This window comes from Deinococcus aetherius (assembly GCF_025997855.1).
Classification (GTDB): Bacteria; Deinococcota; Deinococci; order Deinococcales; family Deinococcaceae; genus Deinococcus; species Deinococcus aetherius.
The window spans coordinates 1,238,788-1,255,431 of the sequence record NZ_AP026560.1 but is presented as its reverse complement, the minus strand read 5'-3'; the positions used below and the strand labels follow the sequence as shown (position 1 = coordinate 1,255,431).

General features: G+C 70.2%; 16 protein-coding genes and 1 tRNA gene. 2 read left to right on the top strand and 15 right to left on the bottom strand.

Annotated features, from left to right (window positions below; genetic code table 11):
• The first annotated feature begins 182 nt into the window (after positions 1-182).
• On the top strand, positions 183-1,580 hold the full coding sequence (locus tag DAETH_RS06320) for an HD-GYP domain-containing protein (RefSeq protein ID WP_264777068.1): 1,398 nt from the start codon (positions 183-185) through the stop codon (positions 1,578-1,580).
• 32 nt (positions 1,581-1,612) lie between these two features.
• Here DAETH_RS06320 and DAETH_RS06315 read toward each other — a convergent pair whose 3' ends face one another.
• The 14 genes from DAETH_RS06315 to DAETH_RS06250 all read right to left on the bottom strand — a co-directional run bounded on the left by DAETH_RS06315 (position 1,613) and on the right by DAETH_RS06250 (position 15,074).
• On the bottom strand, positions 1,613-2,890 hold the full coding sequence (locus DAETH_RS06315; RefSeq protein ID WP_264777067.1) for a DUF4139 domain-containing protein: 1,278 nt from the start codon (positions 2,888-2,890) through the stop codon (positions 1,613-1,615).
• Between the two features lie 133 nt (positions 2,891-3,023).
• On the bottom strand, positions 3,024-4,049 hold the full coding sequence (locus tag DAETH_RS06310) for an ABC transporter ATP-binding protein (protein WP_264777066.1): 1,026 nt from the start codon (positions 4,047-4,049) through the stop codon (positions 3,024-3,026).
• Positions 4,046-5,116 carry an ABC transporter ATP-binding protein gene (locus tag DAETH_RS06305; protein WP_264777065.1) on the bottom strand — a complete coding sequence of 357 codons (1,071 nt, stop codon included), beginning with the start codon at positions 5,114-5,116 and terminating at the stop codon, positions 4,046-4,048. The genes DAETH_RS06310 and DAETH_RS06305 overlap by 4 nt, the downstream gene beginning before the upstream one ends.
• Positions 5,117-5,200: 84 nt before the next feature.
• Positions 5,201-6,340 (bottom strand): ABC transporter permease, encoded by a 1,140-nt coding sequence (locus DAETH_RS06300; RefSeq protein WP_264777064.1) that lies wholly within the window; start codon positions 6,338-6,340, stop codon positions 5,201-5,203.
• 10 nt (positions 6,341-6,350) lie between these two features.
• Positions 6,351-7,331 (bottom strand): ABC transporter permease, encoded by a 981-nt coding sequence (locus DAETH_RS06295; RefSeq protein WP_264777063.1) that lies wholly within the window; start codon positions 7,329-7,331, stop codon positions 6,351-6,353.
• A gap of 91 nt (positions 7,332-7,422) precedes the next feature.
• Positions 7,423-9,174 carry an ABC transporter substrate-binding protein gene (locus tag DAETH_RS06290; RefSeq protein ID WP_264777062.1) on the bottom strand — a complete coding sequence of 584 codons (1,752 nt, stop codon included), beginning with the start codon at positions 9,172-9,174 and terminating at the stop codon, positions 7,423-7,425.
• A 287-nt stretch (positions 9,175-9,461) separates the two neighbouring features.
• Entirely contained in the window at positions 9,462-9,686 is a 225-nt protein-coding gene (secG, locus tag DAETH_RS06285; protein ID WP_264777061.1) for a preprotein translocase subunit SecG, read from the bottom strand.
• Between the two features lie 150 nt (positions 9,687-9,836).
• A tRNA-Leu gene (locus DAETH_RS06280) sits at positions 9,837-9,919 on the bottom strand.
• Between the two features lie 54 nt (positions 9,920-9,973).
• Positions 9,974-11,227: a phosphoribosylamine--glycine ligase gene (gene purD / locus DAETH_RS06275; protein ID WP_264777060.1), complete on the bottom strand. Its 1,254-nt coding sequence runs from the start codon at positions 11,225-11,227 to the stop codon at positions 9,974-9,976.
• The gene (locus tag DAETH_RS06270) at positions 11,227-12,144 is read right to left on the bottom strand and encodes an MBL fold metallo-hydrolase (RefSeq protein WP_264777059.1); all 918 of its coding nucleotides are present in this window, start codon (positions 12,142-12,144) and stop codon (positions 11,227-11,229) included. The genes purD and DAETH_RS06270 overlap by 1 nt, the downstream gene beginning before the upstream one ends.
• Entirely contained in the window at positions 12,141-12,326 is a 186-nt protein-coding gene (locus tag DAETH_RS06265) for a hypothetical protein (RefSeq protein ID WP_264777459.1), read from the bottom strand. Before DAETH_RS06265 ends, DAETH_RS06270 begins: the two co-directional genes overlap by 4 nt.
• Before the next feature lie 43 nt (positions 12,327-12,369).
• Positions 12,370-12,714 (bottom strand): RNHCP domain-containing protein, encoded by a 345-nt coding sequence (locus DAETH_RS06260; RefSeq protein WP_264777058.1) that lies wholly within the window; start codon positions 12,712-12,714, stop codon positions 12,370-12,372.
• The gene (locus DAETH_RS06255) at positions 12,711-13,145 is read right to left on the bottom strand and encodes a hypothetical protein (RefSeq protein WP_264777057.1); all 435 of its coding nucleotides are present in this window, start codon (positions 13,143-13,145) and stop codon (positions 12,711-12,713) included. Before DAETH_RS06255 ends, DAETH_RS06260 begins: the two co-directional genes overlap by 4 nt.
• 342 nt (positions 13,146-13,487) lie before the next feature.
• Positions 13,488-15,074 (bottom strand): phospholipase D-like domain-containing protein, encoded by a 1,587-nt coding sequence (locus DAETH_RS06250; RefSeq protein WP_264777056.1) that lies wholly within the window; start codon positions 15,072-15,074, stop codon positions 13,488-13,490.
• 147 nt (positions 15,075-15,221) lie between these two features.
• Between DAETH_RS06250 and DAETH_RS06245 the strand changes: the two genes are divergently transcribed.
• A complete protein-coding gene (locus tag DAETH_RS06245; RefSeq protein ID WP_264777055.1) occupies positions 15,222-15,869 on the top strand; it encodes an MOSC domain-containing protein in 648 nt (215 codons plus the stop codon).
• 1 nt (position 15,870) lies between these two features.
• Here DAETH_RS06245 and DAETH_RS06240 read toward each other — a convergent pair whose 3' ends face one another.
• Positions 15,871-16,488, bottom strand: a complete 618-nt coding sequence (locus tag DAETH_RS06240) for a hypothetical protein (protein WP_264777054.1) — start codon at positions 16,486-16,488, stop codon at positions 15,871-15,873.
• Positions 16,489-16,644: the final 156 nt, after the last annotated feature.

The window sequence follows — 16,644 nt, the reverse complement described above, 5'->3', positions numbered from 1 at the left end:
CAGCGGTCGGCAGGAAGGGCACGCGCTCCAGCAGGAGCCTGTGGCACAAGGACGAGGCCGAACACCACGCCCTCCCGCCCGGCCCGCGCACCCTGGGCTGGGATGCCCGACCGCGTGCCCGGCTCCCCGGGGCCTGAATGTGAGAAGCCTGTGATCTCCCCCCTGCTAATGTTCGGCGCGTCATGCTCGCTGCCGCGCGACAACTGCTGTCTCGTTCCGACCCGTCGTCCGGCATGTACCGGCCCCTCACCCTCGTCGCGCTCGCGCTGTTCGTGGTGATGTGCGCTGTGGTCCGGCCGCCGGGCAGCGTGATGGTGTTCGTCATCTTCCTGCTCCTGCCCTGGACCTGGCGCGAGGGCTGGGCGGGGTTGCGCTGGACGCTGCCCATGAGCGCCGTGAGTTCGCTGCCGCTGCGGCTGACCGTCTACGCGGGGCAGCCGTGGCTCCTGCTTCTAACTGGCCTGGTCGCCAGCGGCGTGATTCTCGGCGTGATCGCGTGGTTGCGCGAGCGCGAGTTGCGGGCACAGCGCAATTTCGCGCGCACCCTGGAGGCGCTGGATGTGGGCGGCCTGCGGGTGGCCCACGCGGCGAGCAGCGCGGAGGTCGTGGCCGCGACCCTGCGGGCCCTCGAACAACTGGGCGTCAGCGAGGACATCGCCCTCGTGCACCTGGAACGCGAGCCCCGGGTGCTGGGGGCCAGCGGCGGCTTTGCGCCCGCGCTGCACCTGACCCTGCCCGCCCTGGCCTCCCTGGGACAAAGCACAGGTGACGCGTGGACGACCCTGCGCGGGGTGGACCATCCCCTCGTGCGGGTTGCGGGCGTCATCGACGTGGTTCCCGTACACCTCGGCGAGCCCCAGCCCCACGTCCGCGCCCTGATCCTGCTGTCCAGACCCGCAGGTCGTGCCTTTCCCCCCGCCCAGCGCACGATGATCGACGCGGTGGTGCGCCTCTTCGCGGCCCGGCTCGCCCAGCACCAGGCGGTGCAGGAGTTGCGAGCGGCCCACGAGCACACCCTGCTCGCGCTGGGCCTGGCGCTCGAACAGCGCGACTTCGAGACCCAGGGCCACACCCTGCGCGTGGCCGAACTCAGCGTGTCGCTCGCCCGCGCCCTCGGCCTGGGCGAGGAGGCGCAGGAATTGCTGCGGCGCGGCGCCTACCTCCACGACGTCGGCAAGCTGGGCATTCCGGACACCGTGCTGCTCAAGCCGGGGCGGCTCACCCCCGAGGAACGTGCCGTGATCGAGGAACACGTCACCATCGGGCACACCATGCTGGAGAGGCTGCCCTTCCTGCCCGCCGAGGTGCTGGGCATCGTGCGGCACCACCATGAACGCTGGGACGGCACCGGCTACCCGGACCGCCTGCGCGGCGAGGCGGTGCCTCCCCTGGCCCGCCTCTTCGCGGTCGTGGACGTGTACGACGCCCTCACGAGCGAGCGGCCCTACAAGGCGGCCTGGTCCCCCGAACGGGCCCTCGCCGAGCTGGAGCGGGGCGCGGGCACCCAGTTCGACCCCCGCGTCGTCGAGGCCTTCGTGCGCCTGCAACGCCGGGGGGCGGAGGTGGCGCAGCCCGCCTGACGCCCCCGCCTCCCGCACGCAGGATCAGCGCGTCACGAGTTGTCCACCACGAGGACGAAGGACCGGGTCACCTTCCCGTTCGCCGGGATGTCCACCCGCAGCTCGGCGGCCGGGTTCTGGCCCCGCGCCACGCCGTCGATGCTCACCCGGCGCCCGCCGACCCGCTCGGTCACCTCGGCGCGGACGGGGCGGTCCTTGCCGTTCTCGAAGGTGTAGGTGACGCGGTAGGTCGTCCGGACCGGGTTGCCCTGGGCGTTCCGCTGGTTGACGTTCGTCTGCACCGCGCGCTCGAACCGGACGTCCGGGTCGTCCCCCAGGCTGAACTCGACCTCGGCGCCCTTCGCCGTCTCGGAGATCGTCGTCTGCCCGACGATGCGGCCCTCCTCGCGCACGGTGAGGGGCCCGCCGGGGAGACGTTCGTCGGCCTTCAGGCGGTAGAAGCGGCTCAGCGTCCCCGAGGAGTTCTGCGGGGTGAAGTAGGTGTTCAGGCCCGCGTACCGCTCGAAGGCCGTGAGCTTCGGCGTCAGGAAGGGCAGGGTGACGACTGAGTTCGCGGGCAGCGTGAAGGGCGCGCTCAGGGCGTACCGGTACAGGCCGCGCAGTTCGCCGAGGGTGTTGATCTTGGGGGCGGCATTCCCGAGGGCATCGGCAGCCGTCGCCCGAGACTCGAAGGCGACGGGAGCAGGGAGGGGCGGCCCGCCCTGCACGTTCACGTCCCCCGCGTACAGTTCCGTGCTCCTCACGTCGTAGGCGAGGTCGGTGCCGTTGCGGATGTCCGCCAGCGCCGAGAGCTGGGCGCCGGTGGCGCTGGCCTTGAGGGTGTAGCGCGGCGACCACGTCACGGCGCGGGTGAGGTACGACAGGGTTCCCGTCCCGGGCCCCGGCAGCGTGAAGGTCAGCGTCTGCGAGGGCGAGAGGGGATTGAGCGGCGGGGCCACGTCGAACGCCAGGTCCTCGTACCGTGCGGTGCGGTAGCGGCCCTGTGCGTCGCGCACGAGCAGGTCGCGGGCGCGCACCAGGGTCACGGGCTCCTGCGTGCCGTCCTCCCCCCTCAGGTAGACCGTCTTCCCCTCCAGCGAGGCGAGCCAGTTCGCCTCCTGCCGCTGCACCGCGCTGGTAAAGTTCAGGCCGTCAAGGTCGAGGGTGCCGGGAATCAGGCCCGCCCAGGCCGCCTCGGGCAGCGTGACGGTGAGGGTGGTCCCGGTCGCCCGCACGGGCTCGCGGACCTCCGTGAAGCTGGGGTAGATGCGCAGGTCTGCCGCCGAGGCCGTGCCGACGAGCAGGGCCGCCGCCATAAGGATGCGTTGCATGACCGCATCCTGCCCCGGTCCCAATTGTGACGTGTGAGAGGTTTAGTCAGAAACGCGACAGCTTGAGGGTCCACGGAAAAGCCCCCGCACAGGGCGAGGGCTTTCTGACTGCTGACTGCTGACGGCCGACCGGTTACAGGATGTCGTCGCGGATGCAGGCCTTGAAGTGGCCCGGTGCCACCTCGCGCAACTCGGGCACCACCTTGGCGCACTCGTCCACCGAATAGCGGCAGCGGGTGCGGAACACGCAGCCACTGGGCGGATTGATCGGGCTGGGGATGTCCCCCTCCAGGATGATGCGCTGGCGCTTGACCGTGGGGTCGGGCACCGGGGCCGCCGAGAGCAGCGCCTCGGTGTAGGGGTGCTTGGGATTGCGGTTCAGGTCGCGGCTGGAGGCGATCTCCATGATCCGCCCGAGGTACATCACGATGATCCGGTCGCAGATGTACTCCACCACCGCCAGGTCGTGTGCGATGAAGAGGACCGTGAGGCCCAGCTCCTCCTGGAGGTCCTGAAGGAGGTTCACCACCTGCGCCTGGATCGACACGTCGAGCGCGGAGACGGGTTCGTCCGCCACGATGAAGGACGGATTCACCGCGAGCGCGCGGGCGATGCCGATGCGCTGGCGCTGCCCACCCGAGAACTCGTGGGGGTAGCGGCGCATGTGCTCGGGGCGCAGGCCGACCTTCTGGAGCAGTTCGGCGATGCGGTCCACCCGCTCGCGGCCCGGATTCAGGTTGTGAATCTGCATCGCCTCGCCGATGATGTCGGAGACCGTCATGCGCGGGTTGAGCGAGGCGAAGGGGTCCTGGAAGATGATCTGCATCTCCCGGCGGTAGTCCCGCAGCTCGCCCTTACCGAGCTTGGTGATGTCGGTGCCGTTGAAGATGACCTGCCCGCCGGTGGGCTCGATCAATCTCAGGATCGCCCGGCCCGCCGTCGTCTTGCCCGAGCCCGACTCGCCCACCAGGCCGACGACCTCGCCCCGGCCGAGGCTGAAGGACACGTCGTTGACGGCCTTCACGTTCGCCACCACCCGCGAGAGCAGGCCGCCCCGGATCGGGAAGTATTTTTCGAGGTTGCGCACGTCGAGCAGCGTCTCGCCGGTGGCGGGCACCGGGCGCGAGGCGGCGCTGAGGTTGACCACGTTGGTCGTCATGCGCCTACCCCCTGCTGGACCTGCTCGAACTCGTGCCAGCGGATGCAGCGGGCCGTGTGGCCGCCGCCCGTGTCGTACAGGGGCGGCACCGCCTCGCTGCACTCGGGCACCGCGAACTTGCATCTGGGCTCGAAGGGGCAGCCGGGCGGGAGGTTCAGCGGATTAGGCACGTTGCCGGGAATCGCCTCCAGCCGCGCCTTGGGCTGGCCCGGCTCGCGGTCCTGGGGACGCGGCACCGAGTTGAGCAGCCCCATCGTGTAGGGGTGGCGGGGCGCTTTGAAGATCTCCACCACGTCGCCCTCCTCCACCACGCGCCCGCCGTACATGACGACCACCCGGTCGGCCATCTCCGCCACCACGCCGAGGTTGTGGGTGATGAAGAGGATGCTCATGCCGACCTCCTGCTGGAGCTTGCGCATCAGGTCGAGAATCTGCGCCTGGATCGTCACGTCGAGCGCGGTGGTGGGCTCGTCGGCGATGAGTAAGGCGGGCTTGCACGAGAGGGCCATCGCGATCATCACGCGCTGGCGCATCCCGCCCGACATCTGGTGGGGGTACTCGTTCACGCGCTTCTCGGGGGCCGGGATGCCCACGAAGCGCAGCATGTCGGTCGCCACGCCCATCGCGTCGCGCCGGTTCTTGCCCTGGTGGAGCATCACGGCCTCGGCGATCTGGTCACCGACCGTGTACACCGGGTTGAGGCTGGTCATGGGCTCCTGGAAGATCATCGAGATGTCGTTGCCGCGAATCCGGCGCATCTCGGCTTCCGGGAGCCGCACGATGTCCTTGAGCACCCCGTCCTTGCCGCTGAACAGGATCTCGCCGTCCTCGATCCGGCCCGGCGGGGTGGGGATCAGGCGCATGATGCTGAGGCTGGTCACGCTCTTGCCCGAGCCCGACTCGCCCACCACCGCCAGGGTCTCACCCTTCTTGATGTGGAAGGTCACCCCGTCCACGCTCTTGACCACGCCGTCGTCCGTGTGGAAGTACGTCTTGAGGTTGTTGACCGCCAGCAACACTTCGCTCGGCTGTGTTGTGGGCGGCTGTGTTGGAGTGGGCAGGGTCATCTCGCCTCCGAAGGCAGCAACGGACTTGAAAACATGGGGGGATCATACAGTCCCGGCGGACTTTCCGTGTGGCCCGCGTGGGAATTACTGCCGCTTGCGGGGGTCGAAGGCGTCGCGCAGCCCGTCGCCGAGAAGCTGGAAGCACATCACCGTCAGCACGATGAAAAAGCCGGGGATCAGCACCCAGGGCCGCTGGGTGATGGAGGCGAAGCCCCCCTCCTGCGCCTGGCTCAGCAGGCTCCCCCACGACACGTAGGGCTCGACCGCCCCGATGCCCAGGAAACTCAGGCCCGACTCCGTGAGGATCGCGCCGGGAATCCCGAGGCTGAGCAGGACGATCACGTACGTCGTCATGGTCGGGAGCATATGCCGCCACATGATGCGCCCGTTTCCGGCCCCCAGCGCCCGCGCCGCCGACACGAAGTCCTGCTCGCGCACGCTCAGGAGTTGTCCCCGCACCACCCGCGCGAGGCCGCCCCACGAGATGAAGGCGAGCAGGCCCAGGATCATGTACAGCGCGAAGATCGGGTTGATGTTCTGCGGAAAGACCGACCGCAGCAGGATCAGGAGGAACAGGTAGGGGATGGACGCCAGCACCTCGACCAGCCGCATGATCACCGTCTCCACGAAGCCGCCGAAGTAGGCCGCCATCGCTCCCATGAAAAGGCCGATGACCGTGCTCAGCAGCACCGCCCCGACACCGATGGTGAGCGAGATCTGCGAGGCGTACATCGTGCGGGTGAAGAGGTCGCGTCCCAGAGCCTCGCCACCGAAGAGGTACACCTTGCAGTCGGGGTTCCCCGTGCCGAAAAGGTGCAGGTTCCCGGGGATCAAGCCCAGCAGTCGGTACGAATCCCCCCGCACCCCGAAGTAGACCGGGCAGCGCGTCTTGGTGGGCTTGAACTCGTTCACGAAGGTGTCGAGGTTGAGCTGCTGGGCGTACTGGTACACGAAGGGGCGGGTGAGCCCCCCGGTCTGCGGGTCGCGGACGTGGATCGGCGTTGGCGGGTGGAAGCGGGTGATGTTCGTGGTCGAGTAGTTCGACAGGCCGTCGGGGGCCACGAAGGGGGCGAAGACGGCGAGGGCGTACAGCAGCAGCAGGAAGACGCCGCCGAACCGCGCGAGCCGGTTCTTGCGGAACTGGCCCCAGGCGACGGCGAACTGCGACTGGGAGCGGGGGCGGCGAACGCGGGCCTGAGGGGGCTGGGGAGCGGTCGTGGTCACGGCAGGCTCCCTAGGCGACCGACACGCGCGGATCGACCACCGCGAGGAGGATGTCGCTGATCGCGTTGCCGATAATCAGCAGGACGGTCGTGATCATGGTGAACCCCGCGATGAGGTAGAGGTCCTGGGTGTTGATCGCGTTGAGCAGCATGGGCGTGATCCCGGGGTAGGCGAACACCACCTCGATGAAGCCCGCCCCGGCGATCAGTCCCGGCAGCGTGCCGCCGATCCCCGCCACGATGGGCAGGATCGCGTTGCGGAAGGTGTGCTTCCAGATCGCGGTGCGCTCGCTGACCCCCTTGGCCCGGGCGGTGCGGATGTAGTCCGAGCGCATCACTTCGAGCATCTGACCCCGGATCACGCGCGTCAGGCCCGCCGCGTCCGTGATCGCCAGGATGAGGGCGGGGATGACGAGGTGCTTGGCAACGTCGAGCGCCTGACCCAAGGGGCTCAACTCGGCGAAATCTTCGCTCCTCATCCCGCCGACGGGGATGTCCCAGCCCGTGGCGAAGCGCGCCTGCACGATGAAGTACAGGACGATCAGCGCGATGAAGAACGAGGGAAAGCCCAGCAGGAAGTACAGCACCACGTTGACGCTCTTGTCGCCGAGCGAGTTCTGCCGCACGGCCCCGTACACCCCGAGCGGGATGGACACCGCGTAGAAGATCACTGTGATGAGCAGCACCAGCCACAGCGAGTTCACGATGCGCGGCCAGATCACGCCCAGGACCGGCTGCTGGTACTGGAAAGACAGCCCGAAGTCCCCGCGCAGCATGTTGCCCACCCACAGGAAGTACTGCTGCCACAGGGGCCGGTCGAGGCCGAAGTTGCGCTCCAGGTTGGCGATCTGCTCCGTGCTGATGTTGGGGTTGAGCCGGGCGGGAGTCAGGAAGTCGCCGGGAGCGAGCGAGATCACGAAAAAGATCAGGATGCTGGCGAGCAGCAGGGTCGGGATGGCCTGAAGGGCCCGCCGCAGGAGGAATGGGATCATCGGGGCTCCTGTGATGCCGAGGGGGGGGAGTCATGCAGTGGGGGGCGGCCCGCTCGCGCGAGCCACCCCCGGGTGCGCGGTGGCAGGTGGATTACTTGATGAACGTCAGGGCGGTGTTGCGCGAGAGGTAATACGCGTCCATCAGTTCACGCGGGTACTCGCCGCCCAGGCGCTCGTTGTAGGCCACGTGGTAGTTGCCGCCCACGAGGTAGACGATGGGCTGGAGTTCGGCCTCGGTCTTGAGGAGCTGCGCCCCGATGGTCCGGCGCTGGGCCACGTTCAGGGTGGCGTCACCCTGGTAGTAGAGCTTGGTCATCAGCGACTCTTGCGGGGTCAGGCAGGCGCCGCTCGTGGGGTTGTTGTAGGCGTGCAGGTTGCCGCCGCAGGGCGTGACGTTCGACCCGAAGGGCCAGATGTTGTCGCCGCCCGAGAGGCCCAGCAAGATCGCGTCGAAGGGCCGGTTGTCGCCCTTGGCGGTGAGCTGTCCCACGAGGTTGTTGAAGTCGATGGGCGTGAAGTTCACCTTGACGCCGACCTTCTTCGCCTCGTCCGCGAAGATGCGCCCGAGCTGCTCGCGCACAGTGTTGCCCGCGTTCGTGCTCAGGTTGAACTCCAGCACCTTGCCCGCGTTGTTGACGAGGTAACCCTGGGCGTTCTTCTTGGTGTACCCGAGCTGCGCGAGCAGGCGGCTGGCCTGCGCGAGGTCGTAGCGGTACTTGGGGGCCGCGTCGTTGATGTAGCTCTTGAAGATCGGGTAGACCGAGTAGTAGGTCTCGGTGCCGAGTCCGCCCAGCGCGAGCTGCACCATCGCCTGACGGTTGGCGATGTGGCTCATCGCGCGTCGGAAGCGCGCGTCGCGGAAGAGGCGCTGCTTGTCGGGGTCGGAGGCCTTGTTCCAGTTGAAGACGATCCACTGGCTGCTCGCCTGCGGGCTGACGTTGGGCATCAGGGTCGCCTTGAGGTTACCCGCGTCGATGGCGCGCTTGATCTGCGCGAGGTCGTCGGCGTTGCGCGGCCCGAAGGTGTCGATCTGCCCGGCCAGGAACGCGGCCAGCGCGGCGTTCAGGTCCGGGGTCACCCGGTACGAGAAGCGGTCGAGGTAGGGCAGCGCGTTGCCGCGAGCGTCCTTGTTCCACTCGCCCCAGTAGGGGTTTTTCTTCAGCACCGTGCGCTCGCCCGCCTGGTAGCTCTCCAGCGTCCACATGCCGGGCGACACGACCTGATTGGCGGGCGTGCCCAGCGTCCAGAGCTTCTTGACCGCCTCGGCGCCGCCCTCACGGTAGGCCTTGCCGAAGATGTGGTCGGGCCAGGGCGCGTAGCTCATGGTGACCAGGGCCGAGGCGCTCTGCTGCGGGAAGTCGAACTGCAACGTGTAGTTGTCGATCTTCTTGAGGGTGATCGGCTTCTTGCTCAGGAAGAAGTTGTCGTAGAAGTTGCTGCCCACCTTGTCGTCCGTGTGGATGCGGAAGGTGGACACCCAGTCGTCGGCGGTAATGGCCTGACCGTCGCTGAACTTCATCCCCTGGCGAATCTTGACCACGAACCTCCGACCGTTGTTGCTGATCGTGGGGGCGCCGTCGGCCATGTAGGGAATCAGCTCGTCGTTCCGGGGATCTTGAACAAAGAGGCCCGCACCCTCGCCCATCCTCAGGGGAATGCTCTCCGCCTCCGCCGAGGTGAAGGGGTTGATCGTCTTGAAGTCCGAGATGGTGTAGCTCCGGAACTCGCCGCCGCGCTTGTTCGCGGTGTTCTGCTCCGCCGTCCAGGCCGCCGGGTACACGAAGGGGGCCGCGACGGCCGACCCAAGGGTCATCGCCAGGGCAACGAACATTGCTCTTTTCATAGGAAGCCTCCTGAGGCTTGAAACGGGATCAGGATATGGGCGCGTCCCCGGGCGCAAACCGGGAAGGGTGGAAAGCAGAGGATGTCAGGGATTCCAGCGTCGCCAATATATGAACCGACCCCAAAGAGGTCAAGAGGAATCGTTACGTTCCCATAAAGATTGTTCCAGAGGGATCAAATGGATATGGTGTTGGCTCGTCCCGGAGCACCCCATTGCGCGCATCAACACCGAACTCAACACGAAACCGCCGCCCCTGGCCCAGGAACGGCGGTCTGTCCGGGAAACTCTCAGCGCGAGACGACGCCGATGAGGAGGGCGAGCAGCATGAAGAGCCCGCCGAGCACGCTGGTGACGCGAATCAGGCCGCCCTCGACGCCGCGCCCGCCGAGCAGCGAGCCGCCGGAGGCCATGCTGGCCGAGAGCCCCGCCTGCTTGGGCACCTGGAGGAGCACGAAGAACACGAGCCCCACGCAGACGAGGGCGAAGAGGATGATGAAGAGGGTCAGGATCATGGGATTACCTCGGGGAGGGCTGGGGTCGGAATTCGGAGGTCCAGGCCCGCCGTCACTCAGCAGAATCTAGCAGGTATCCCCCCGCCCCTCCACTCCCGGCCTCACACCCGAGCAAAAACCCCCGCCGGGGCGGGGGCTCTCGCTTCTTGCTGGTGCCGGAGATGGGACTCGAACCCACACGGTTTCCCGCTCGATTTTGAGTCGAGTGCGTCTACCGATTCCGCCACTCCGGCCCTCACCCCGGCCAACCGGGGCAGGCGGATGCTAGCGCGTGGGGCGGGCGGGGGTCAAACCGGCTGCCCCTCGGCCCGGGCCCCGATGCGGGCGCCCAGGTCACGGCGCATCTGGGCGCCGGGAAAGTCTACCCTCCCTGCCAGGGCGTACGCTCGCCCCAGAGCGGCATTCAGCGTGGGCGCCGTGGCCGTGACCGCGAGTACGCGGCCCCCCTGGCTGACGAGCCGCCCCCCCTGCTCGGCGGTCCCGGCGTGGTAGATGGCCTCGCCGGGACCGGGGTCCGGCAGCCCGAGGGGAATGCCTTTCTGAGGCTCCCCGGGGTAGCCGGGTGCGGCGAGGACGACGACGGCGCTCGCCCCCTCCCGGAAGCGGACGCCCGACGGATCGAGGTGCCCGCGCGCCGCGCCCAGCGCGTGCCGGGCGAGGTCGGAGTCCAGCAGGGGAAGCACCGCCTCGGCCTCGGGGTCGCCGAAACGGGCATTGAACTCAACGACCCTGGGCCCCCCCGGCGTCAGCATCAGGCCCGCATACAGCACGCCGGTGAAGGGGTGGCCCTCGGCGCGCATCCCGGCGAGAGTGGGCTCGATGATCCCCGCGCGGATGCGGGCGAGGTCTTCCCCGGAAAGCGGGAAGGGGCAGATCACGCCCATGCCGCCCGTCATGGGGCCGGTGTCGCCATCAAAGATCGTCTTGTGGTCCTGGCTGGGCGGGGTGAGCGCGTACCGCTCGCCGTCGGTGAGCGCGAGGACCGTGACCTCCTGGCCGGTCATGAACTCCTCCACGACGGCCTGCGCCCCCTCCTGCGAGAAGATGCCCTCCAGGGCCGCCTCCGCCTCCCCAGGCGTGCGGGCGACCGTGACCCCCTTCCCGGCCCGCAGGCCCGCGTCCTTGACGACGAGGGGGAGGGGCTGGGTCGTGGCGTGGGCCAGCGCCTCCTCCAGCCGGGTGAAGCTGCGGTGGGCGGCGGTCGGGATGCCGTGCCGAAGCATGAAGGCCTTGCTCCACGCCTTGTCCCCCTCCAGCCGGGCGGCGGCGCGGGTGGGCCCGAAGGCGGGCACGCCCCGCTCCCGGCAGGCGTCCACGAGCCCGGCGGCGAGGTACGCCTCGGGCCCCACGATCACGACCTCTACTCCCTCGCGCACGGCGAGGGCGGCGAGAGAAGCGGGGTCCTGGGGGCTGGCGAGGACGCGCGCCGTGCGGGCGATGCCGGGGTTGCCGGGCGTGCAGAGGGTCTCGTGGCCCGCCCGGGCGCAGGCGTCCACGATGGCGTGCTCGCGGCCTCCCCCCCCGACGACGAGGACGCGCATCAGACCTTCCCGCGCGCCGCCGCCCGCCCCCAGTAGCGGACGAGCCCCTGCACGCTCATCCAGGGGGGGCAGGCGAACTCGTACCGGGCGGGGAGGTCGGAGTCTTCCGCCCGCAGGTCGTCCAGCAGCGCGCGGGTGAAGGCATCGGTGAGGTCCCGCGTGTCCTGGCCGCGCTCCAGCCCCTCGCGGACCCGCCCGGCGTCCACGTCGAGGGTGCCCAGCAGGCCGTCCCAGTGGGCCGCCGAGTTAGGGTAGGCTCCGAAGTGGGCGAGGTGCAGGGTGCGGGCCTCCAACTCGCGCAGGGCGGCGACGCTCTCACGCCAGGCGGGGAGGTCAATGTCGGGCGGCGGGGTGGGGGCGCGCGGGGTCTGCCGCCCGCTCAGCCGGATGCCGCCGACATCCCCCACGAAGAGGTCGTCCCCGACGTGGTAGGCGAGGTGGTGGACGGCGTGCCCGGGCGTGTACAGCGGGCGCACTTCCAGCCGCCCGACGCGCAGGGTCTCGCCACCCGAGAGGATGGTCAGGCGTCCCGGGTCCACCGGCCGCATCTCGCCCCACAGGCGCTCCATCTCGTCCCCGTAGATCTGCCCCGCGCTTGCCAGCAGCCGCTCGGGCCGCGACAGGTGCGCCGCGCCTCGCTCGTGGACGTAGGCCCGCACTCCCGGCACCCGCTCCAGGATCGTTCCCGTCGCGCCCGCGTGGTCGAGGTGGATGTGCGTGAGGAGGACGTGCCGGACGTCGCTCAGCGAGGCGCCCATCTCCGACAGGCCCGCTTCCAGCCCCGGCAGGGTACTCCCCGGCCCCACGTCCACGACGGCCAGACCGTCCCCGGTGTCGAGGACCGAGGCGGCGATGACGCCCGGCACGCCCTGGAAGTGCAGGTCGAGGGTCCGCACCGCCGCGCCGGGGGCTGTCACGCGTTCCCCGTCAGGCGGGCGCCCACGAGGACGAGGGCCGCCGCGTACTGGACCGCCGCGAGCAGCCGCAGCACGCGGACGTTGGCCGCCTTCCGCAGAGGGCCGAGGGTGAGCGCGAGGATCAGGGTCGCGCTCAGCGCGATGAACAGAACGACGAGCCACAGCACCATGCCGGGCAGCATAGCAACCCCTTCCCCACCCCCCGGGGCCGCTGCCTGACCTGCCTCAACCCCGCGTGCCGGTGCTCAGTGCCACGAGGGCGTCCCAACTGTCGGGCTGCACCGGATCGTCGAGGGCCGCCCTGTTCCGCCCCTCCCCGCCGCACTTCTCGCAGCGGTAGAGGATGACCCAGCCCTTCTTGCCGCTCTGCTCGACCCCGACCGGCCGCAGGGGACCCCGGCAGTCGTTCGCGCGGTCGCCGGGCTGCACGTCCACATGCAGGGAATACAGGCAGGCCGGGCAGTGGTTACGCACCGAGCCGTTCTCCAGAGGCCGCACCTCCGCCCCGCAGTGGACGCACGTGAAGGCGTTGTTGGTGCCCCGCACGGTGAAGCGCCTCGGGCCCGTCACGCGCGGCCTCCCCTGCCCCGGCGCGTCCAGCGCGAGTCGAGGAAGGCGCGGATGCTGGACACCCCGACGAGGCACGTCCCCAAGAGGAGGAACCCGAGCCCGGCGAGGCTCACGATCCAGCCCTGCCAGTTGCTCACGCCCGCGAGCATCCCCACCACGAAGACGAGCAGGCCTGCCAGGATGCTGAAGCCCACCGTGAGACGCCATGCCCACACGCTGCCGCGCCACACCTGCGCCAGCAGCACGGCGGTCGCGGCGGCGTACAGCACATTGCGCGCTAGGTTGTCGGTCTGCCCCTGAAGGAGCCGCCCGAGAAAGGGCGTGGTCGCCAGCATGAAGAGCCCGGCGAGCACCACCAGCGTGGGCGTCCGCCCCGTCTGCGCCAGGGCCGGGTCGAAGGGGGAGGCGTCGCGGGGGGCCTGGGGACTCACCCCAGTATTGCAGCACAGTGCCGCGCGGCGGACGGGGGGAGGGGTTACGAGGGGTCGGGGAGAGGGAGGGCTTGAGCGGTGCGGGGCACGGGTGGGCAGCCGCGCTTGCCCCCTCTGCCGCACCGCTCTGCGAGTCCCAACTCCCCCATAAACGCCCGGTGTGAATTGCGAAACGGGTTGTTAGGGCGTTTGTGCCGTCCAGGAGAAGGACGAGCTGCGCTCGTCACCCCTCTCCCCGGCCCTCTCCCGCAAGGGGAGAGGGAGAAAAGGACCTCGGCTGAGACGCTGTTCTTCGTATTGCGCATCTAACGTCACCAGGGGGAGGAGCACAAGAAGGCGGCCCTACCGGCGGTCCCCGGGCTGGACCCTGGGCTGCGGCGGCTCGGTCACCTCGGCGGGGAGCCACCACGGCGCGCGGATGGGCCGCGAGCGTCCCCACTCGAAGGCGAACATCCGCCTGTACTCGGCGATGGCCCCGGCGTCGCTCGTCGCCAGGGTGTACTCGCTGAGCCCCAGGGGCCCGAAGGCCGAGTGGTGGAGGTTCTGGCTTCCCACCGTGAGCATCTGAGCGTCGATCAGGGCGGCCTTGGTGTGCAGCCCCCCCGCCGGGCCGTACCAGCGGGCCTGAACGTGGTCCGCCAGCCCCAGCGGGGCGAGTTCGGCCTCCAGCCCCCGCAGGAAGGCGAGCGTCTCGGCCTGGAGCAGGGGGTCGTAGTCGAGGAGCAGCCGCAGCCGGACGCCCCGCTCGCGGATCGCCCGGACGGCGGCCCGCCACACCGGGAGCCCGAGGGCGGGCCCACACCCGCCCGGCTCGGAGAGCCTGCCCACGCAGCCCAGGGTGCCGCTCACCTGCGACTGCATCACGTCGACGCTCGTGCGGGCCGCGCCGAAGAGGGCGACCACCGCGTCGTCGGCGTCCGTGTAGCCGCTTCGGCGGTAGAGGCCGTAGACGCGCGCGGTTCCGGCGGCGGGGGCGGGGCCCGTCCAGACCAGCGGCCACGGGGAGGTGGGCCGCGAGAAGGAGCAGTCCCGCCGCAGCGTTGCGGGTGTGGGATTCACGCGGCAGGTCAGCCCCCGACTGAGCCGCCACCCGTCGCGGAAGGTGGCGACCGCGTGCCGGGCGACCGGGCCGTGCACCCGCACGGCGAGGTCGGCGAGGTCGAGGCCGCGCCCCCCCGGAGCCTGCGCCGGGACGTGGAAGAGGCTGACGTTGAAGCCGCCCGTGAGCACCGTCTCGCCGTCCTGCACGACGAGCTTGACGTGGCTGTGAGGCAGCGCGTAGGCGTAGTTGGCGATCTCCAGCCGCCAGCCGGGCACCGTGTCCCCCACCAGCGGCACGCCCGCCTCCAGCAGGTGCCGCGCGGCGTGATAGGCGTTCGCGGTCGGGTCGAGGAGGTCGCCGAGCCGGATGGAGTTCCCGAGCAACAGCCGCACGGTGAGCCCCCTCGGGTGGCGCTCGGGGTGGGCGGCAAGGTCCCGGCGCAGGTCGGCGACCGCCCGCGCGAGCCCCGCGCCGGGAGCGTCCGGGCCGTCGTCCCAGAGCATGTTGGCGATCAGGAGTTCGTCGCGCGTCTTCCGCACCTCGTCGTCCAGCAGCTCGAAGGCTCCCCCCGCACGGGGCGGCTGGGCGCTGTAGGCGGGGTCGGCGTTCGGGAAGTGCAGCAGCCCCTCCACCCGGTTGCCGCAGCTCAGGGCGGCGCCCTGCCCATGGGTGCGTTCGTACAGCAGGCGGTCGAGGGGCGAGGCGGGCGGCGGGCAGGTGTTCAGGCCCAGACCGTCGAGGGGGGCGAGGTCGGGCCGGGGAAGCGCGCCGCGCACGACCTCGAAGCCCGCTGGGAAGACGACCCGCCCCGCCTCCGAGCCCGGGCCCGCGAGCAGGGTCAGGAGGGCGAGCGCCCAGGCGAGCGGGCGGGGGCGGGCGGGGAGCACGGCCGCAGGCTAGCGTCCGGCCCGGCCCACGGGGGGCGAACCTCGGCACAGTCCCGTCGGCGCTGACTCGCCCATCCCCCGGCTGCTAGCCTGCGGCATGACCCGCAGCACACCCCAGGAAGGGACAGGCCGGGCGGGGCGGCCCGCGTGAAGGTCCTCAGCGTGAACGTCGGCCAGCCCACCGCCGCCCAGGTCGGCCACCGGACGGTCGTGACCGGCATTTGCAAACATCCCGTGCCCGGCCGGGTGCGGGTGACCGTGGAGGGGCTGGACGGCGACCGGGTGATGAACCGTAAGTACCACGGCGGCCCCGATCAGGCCGTCTACGTCTACACCCAGGAGGACTACGACCACTGGGCGGGGGTCCTGGGCCGCGCCCCCGAACCGGGCTTCTTCGGCGAGAACCTGCTCGTCGGCGGCCTCGAATCGGCGGGGGTGCGGGTCGGCGAGAGGTTCCGGGTGGGCACCGTGCTGCTGGAGGTGACGGCGCCGCGTATCCCCTGCGCCACCCTGGGGGCCAGGCTGGAGGACGCGGGCTTCGTGAAAGCCTTTGCGCGGGCCCGCCGTCCCGGCTTCTACACCCGGGTGCTGGAGACGGGCGACGTGGGCCGGGGGGACGAGGTGACACGAGAGCGGGCCGCCCCCGCAGGAGCGCCGACGGTCGCGGAACTCTTCGGCGCCTGGCTGGGGGACCCGCCGGTCCGCGAGACCCTGGAGCGTTACCTCACCGCCCCCCTCGCCGTCCGCTTCCGGCGGGGACTGGAGGAGAGGCTGGGCGGGGTGGAGTCCACCTGAGTCACGGGCCCTCCCGCGCCGCGTCCAGCCCCACGTGGTAGAGCGCCACCGCCTCCTCCCCCAGCCGGTCGGCGATGATCCGCTCCAGGGCCAGCCGGTTTTCCCGGGCGGTCGCCGAGCGGTAGAGGTGCTGGCGGCCCAGCCACATGTAGTCCCGCAGGATGCGGGTCCTCTCCTCGGGGGTGGCCCGCGCGTAGTAGCCGAAGCTCTGGAGGTAAGTCGTGAAGGCGTGCAGGTAAATCTCGCGCGCCTGCTCGCGCGGCAGGGCGTCGAGGGCCACGTTGACGAAGTCCACGAGCAGGCGGTTGCCGTTCGGGTCCCAGTGCATGGAGGCGGGGACGAGCTGGGGCAAGAGGGCGAGCACGTCGTCCCGGCTGAGTTCACTGAACCACTCGTACTGGAGGTTCTGGAAGTAGGCGTTCTTGAGCTGGAGCCGCAACTCCCCCACCCGGTCGATGGGCGCCAGCCGGTAGGCGACCGCCTCGTCGCGGTAGCCGTAGGCCCGCAGCAGCAGGGCGTCGCAGCGGTCAGGATCCAGCCCGCAGCGGCGCAGCTCCTCGAAGGCCCACCACGCGTCGTGTAACCGCTCCATCTCGGGGCTCGCGTCGCCTCGGCTCATGCTGCCCCACACCATAGGGCGAATCGCGGCCAGGGTGCCGTCGGGGCGACTCCAACCCGCACAGGTCCGACGTGGTGGACGGAACCCTTCAGCTCTGCCGAGCCCTCGACCTTCCGGCGGAAACACGCCGTCATGCGGAGTAAGTCGAAACCTTCG

What these genes read in the sequence shown, in the direction of transcription:
- DAETH_RS06320 (WP_264777068.1), top strand. Translation starts at nt 183, where the DNA reads ATGCTCGCTGCCGCGCGACAACTGCTGTCTCGTTCCGACCCGTCGTCC.
- DAETH_RS06315 (WP_264777067.1), bottom strand. Translation starts at nt 2,890, where the DNA reads ATGCAACGCATCCTTATGGCGGCGGCCCTGCTCGTCGGCACGGCCTCG.
- DAETH_RS06310 (WP_264777066.1), bottom strand. Translation starts at nt 4,049, where the DNA reads ATGACGACCAACGTGGTCAACCTCAGCGCCGCCTCGCGCCCGGTGCCC.
- DAETH_RS06305 (WP_264777065.1), bottom strand. Translation starts at nt 5,116, where the DNA reads ATGACCCTGCCCACTCCAACACAGCCGCCCACAACACAGCCGAGCGAA.
- DAETH_RS06295 (WP_264777063.1), bottom strand. Translation starts at nt 7,331, where the DNA reads ATGATCCCATTCCTCCTGCGGCGGGCCCTTCAGGCCATCCCGACCCTG.
- DAETH_RS06290 (WP_264777062.1), bottom strand. Translation starts at nt 9,174, where the DNA reads ATGAAAAGAGCAATGTTCGTTGCCCTGGCGATGACCCTTGGGTCGGCC.
- secG (WP_264777061.1), bottom strand. Translation starts at nt 9,686, where the DNA reads ATGATCCTGACCCTCTTCATCATCCTCTTCGCCCTCGTCTGCGTGGGG.
- purD (WP_264777060.1), bottom strand. Translation starts at nt 11,227, where the DNA reads ATGCGCGTCCTCGTCGTCGGGGGGGGAGGCCGCGAGCACGCCATCGTG.
- DAETH_RS06265 (WP_264777459.1), bottom strand. Translation starts at nt 12,326, where the DNA reads ATGCTGCCCGGCATGGTGCTGTGGCTCGTCGTTCTGTTCATCGCGCTG.
- DAETH_RS06240 (WP_264777054.1), bottom strand. Translation starts at nt 16,488, where the DNA reads ATGAGCCGAGGCGACGCGAGCCCCGAGATGGAGCGGTTACACGACGCG.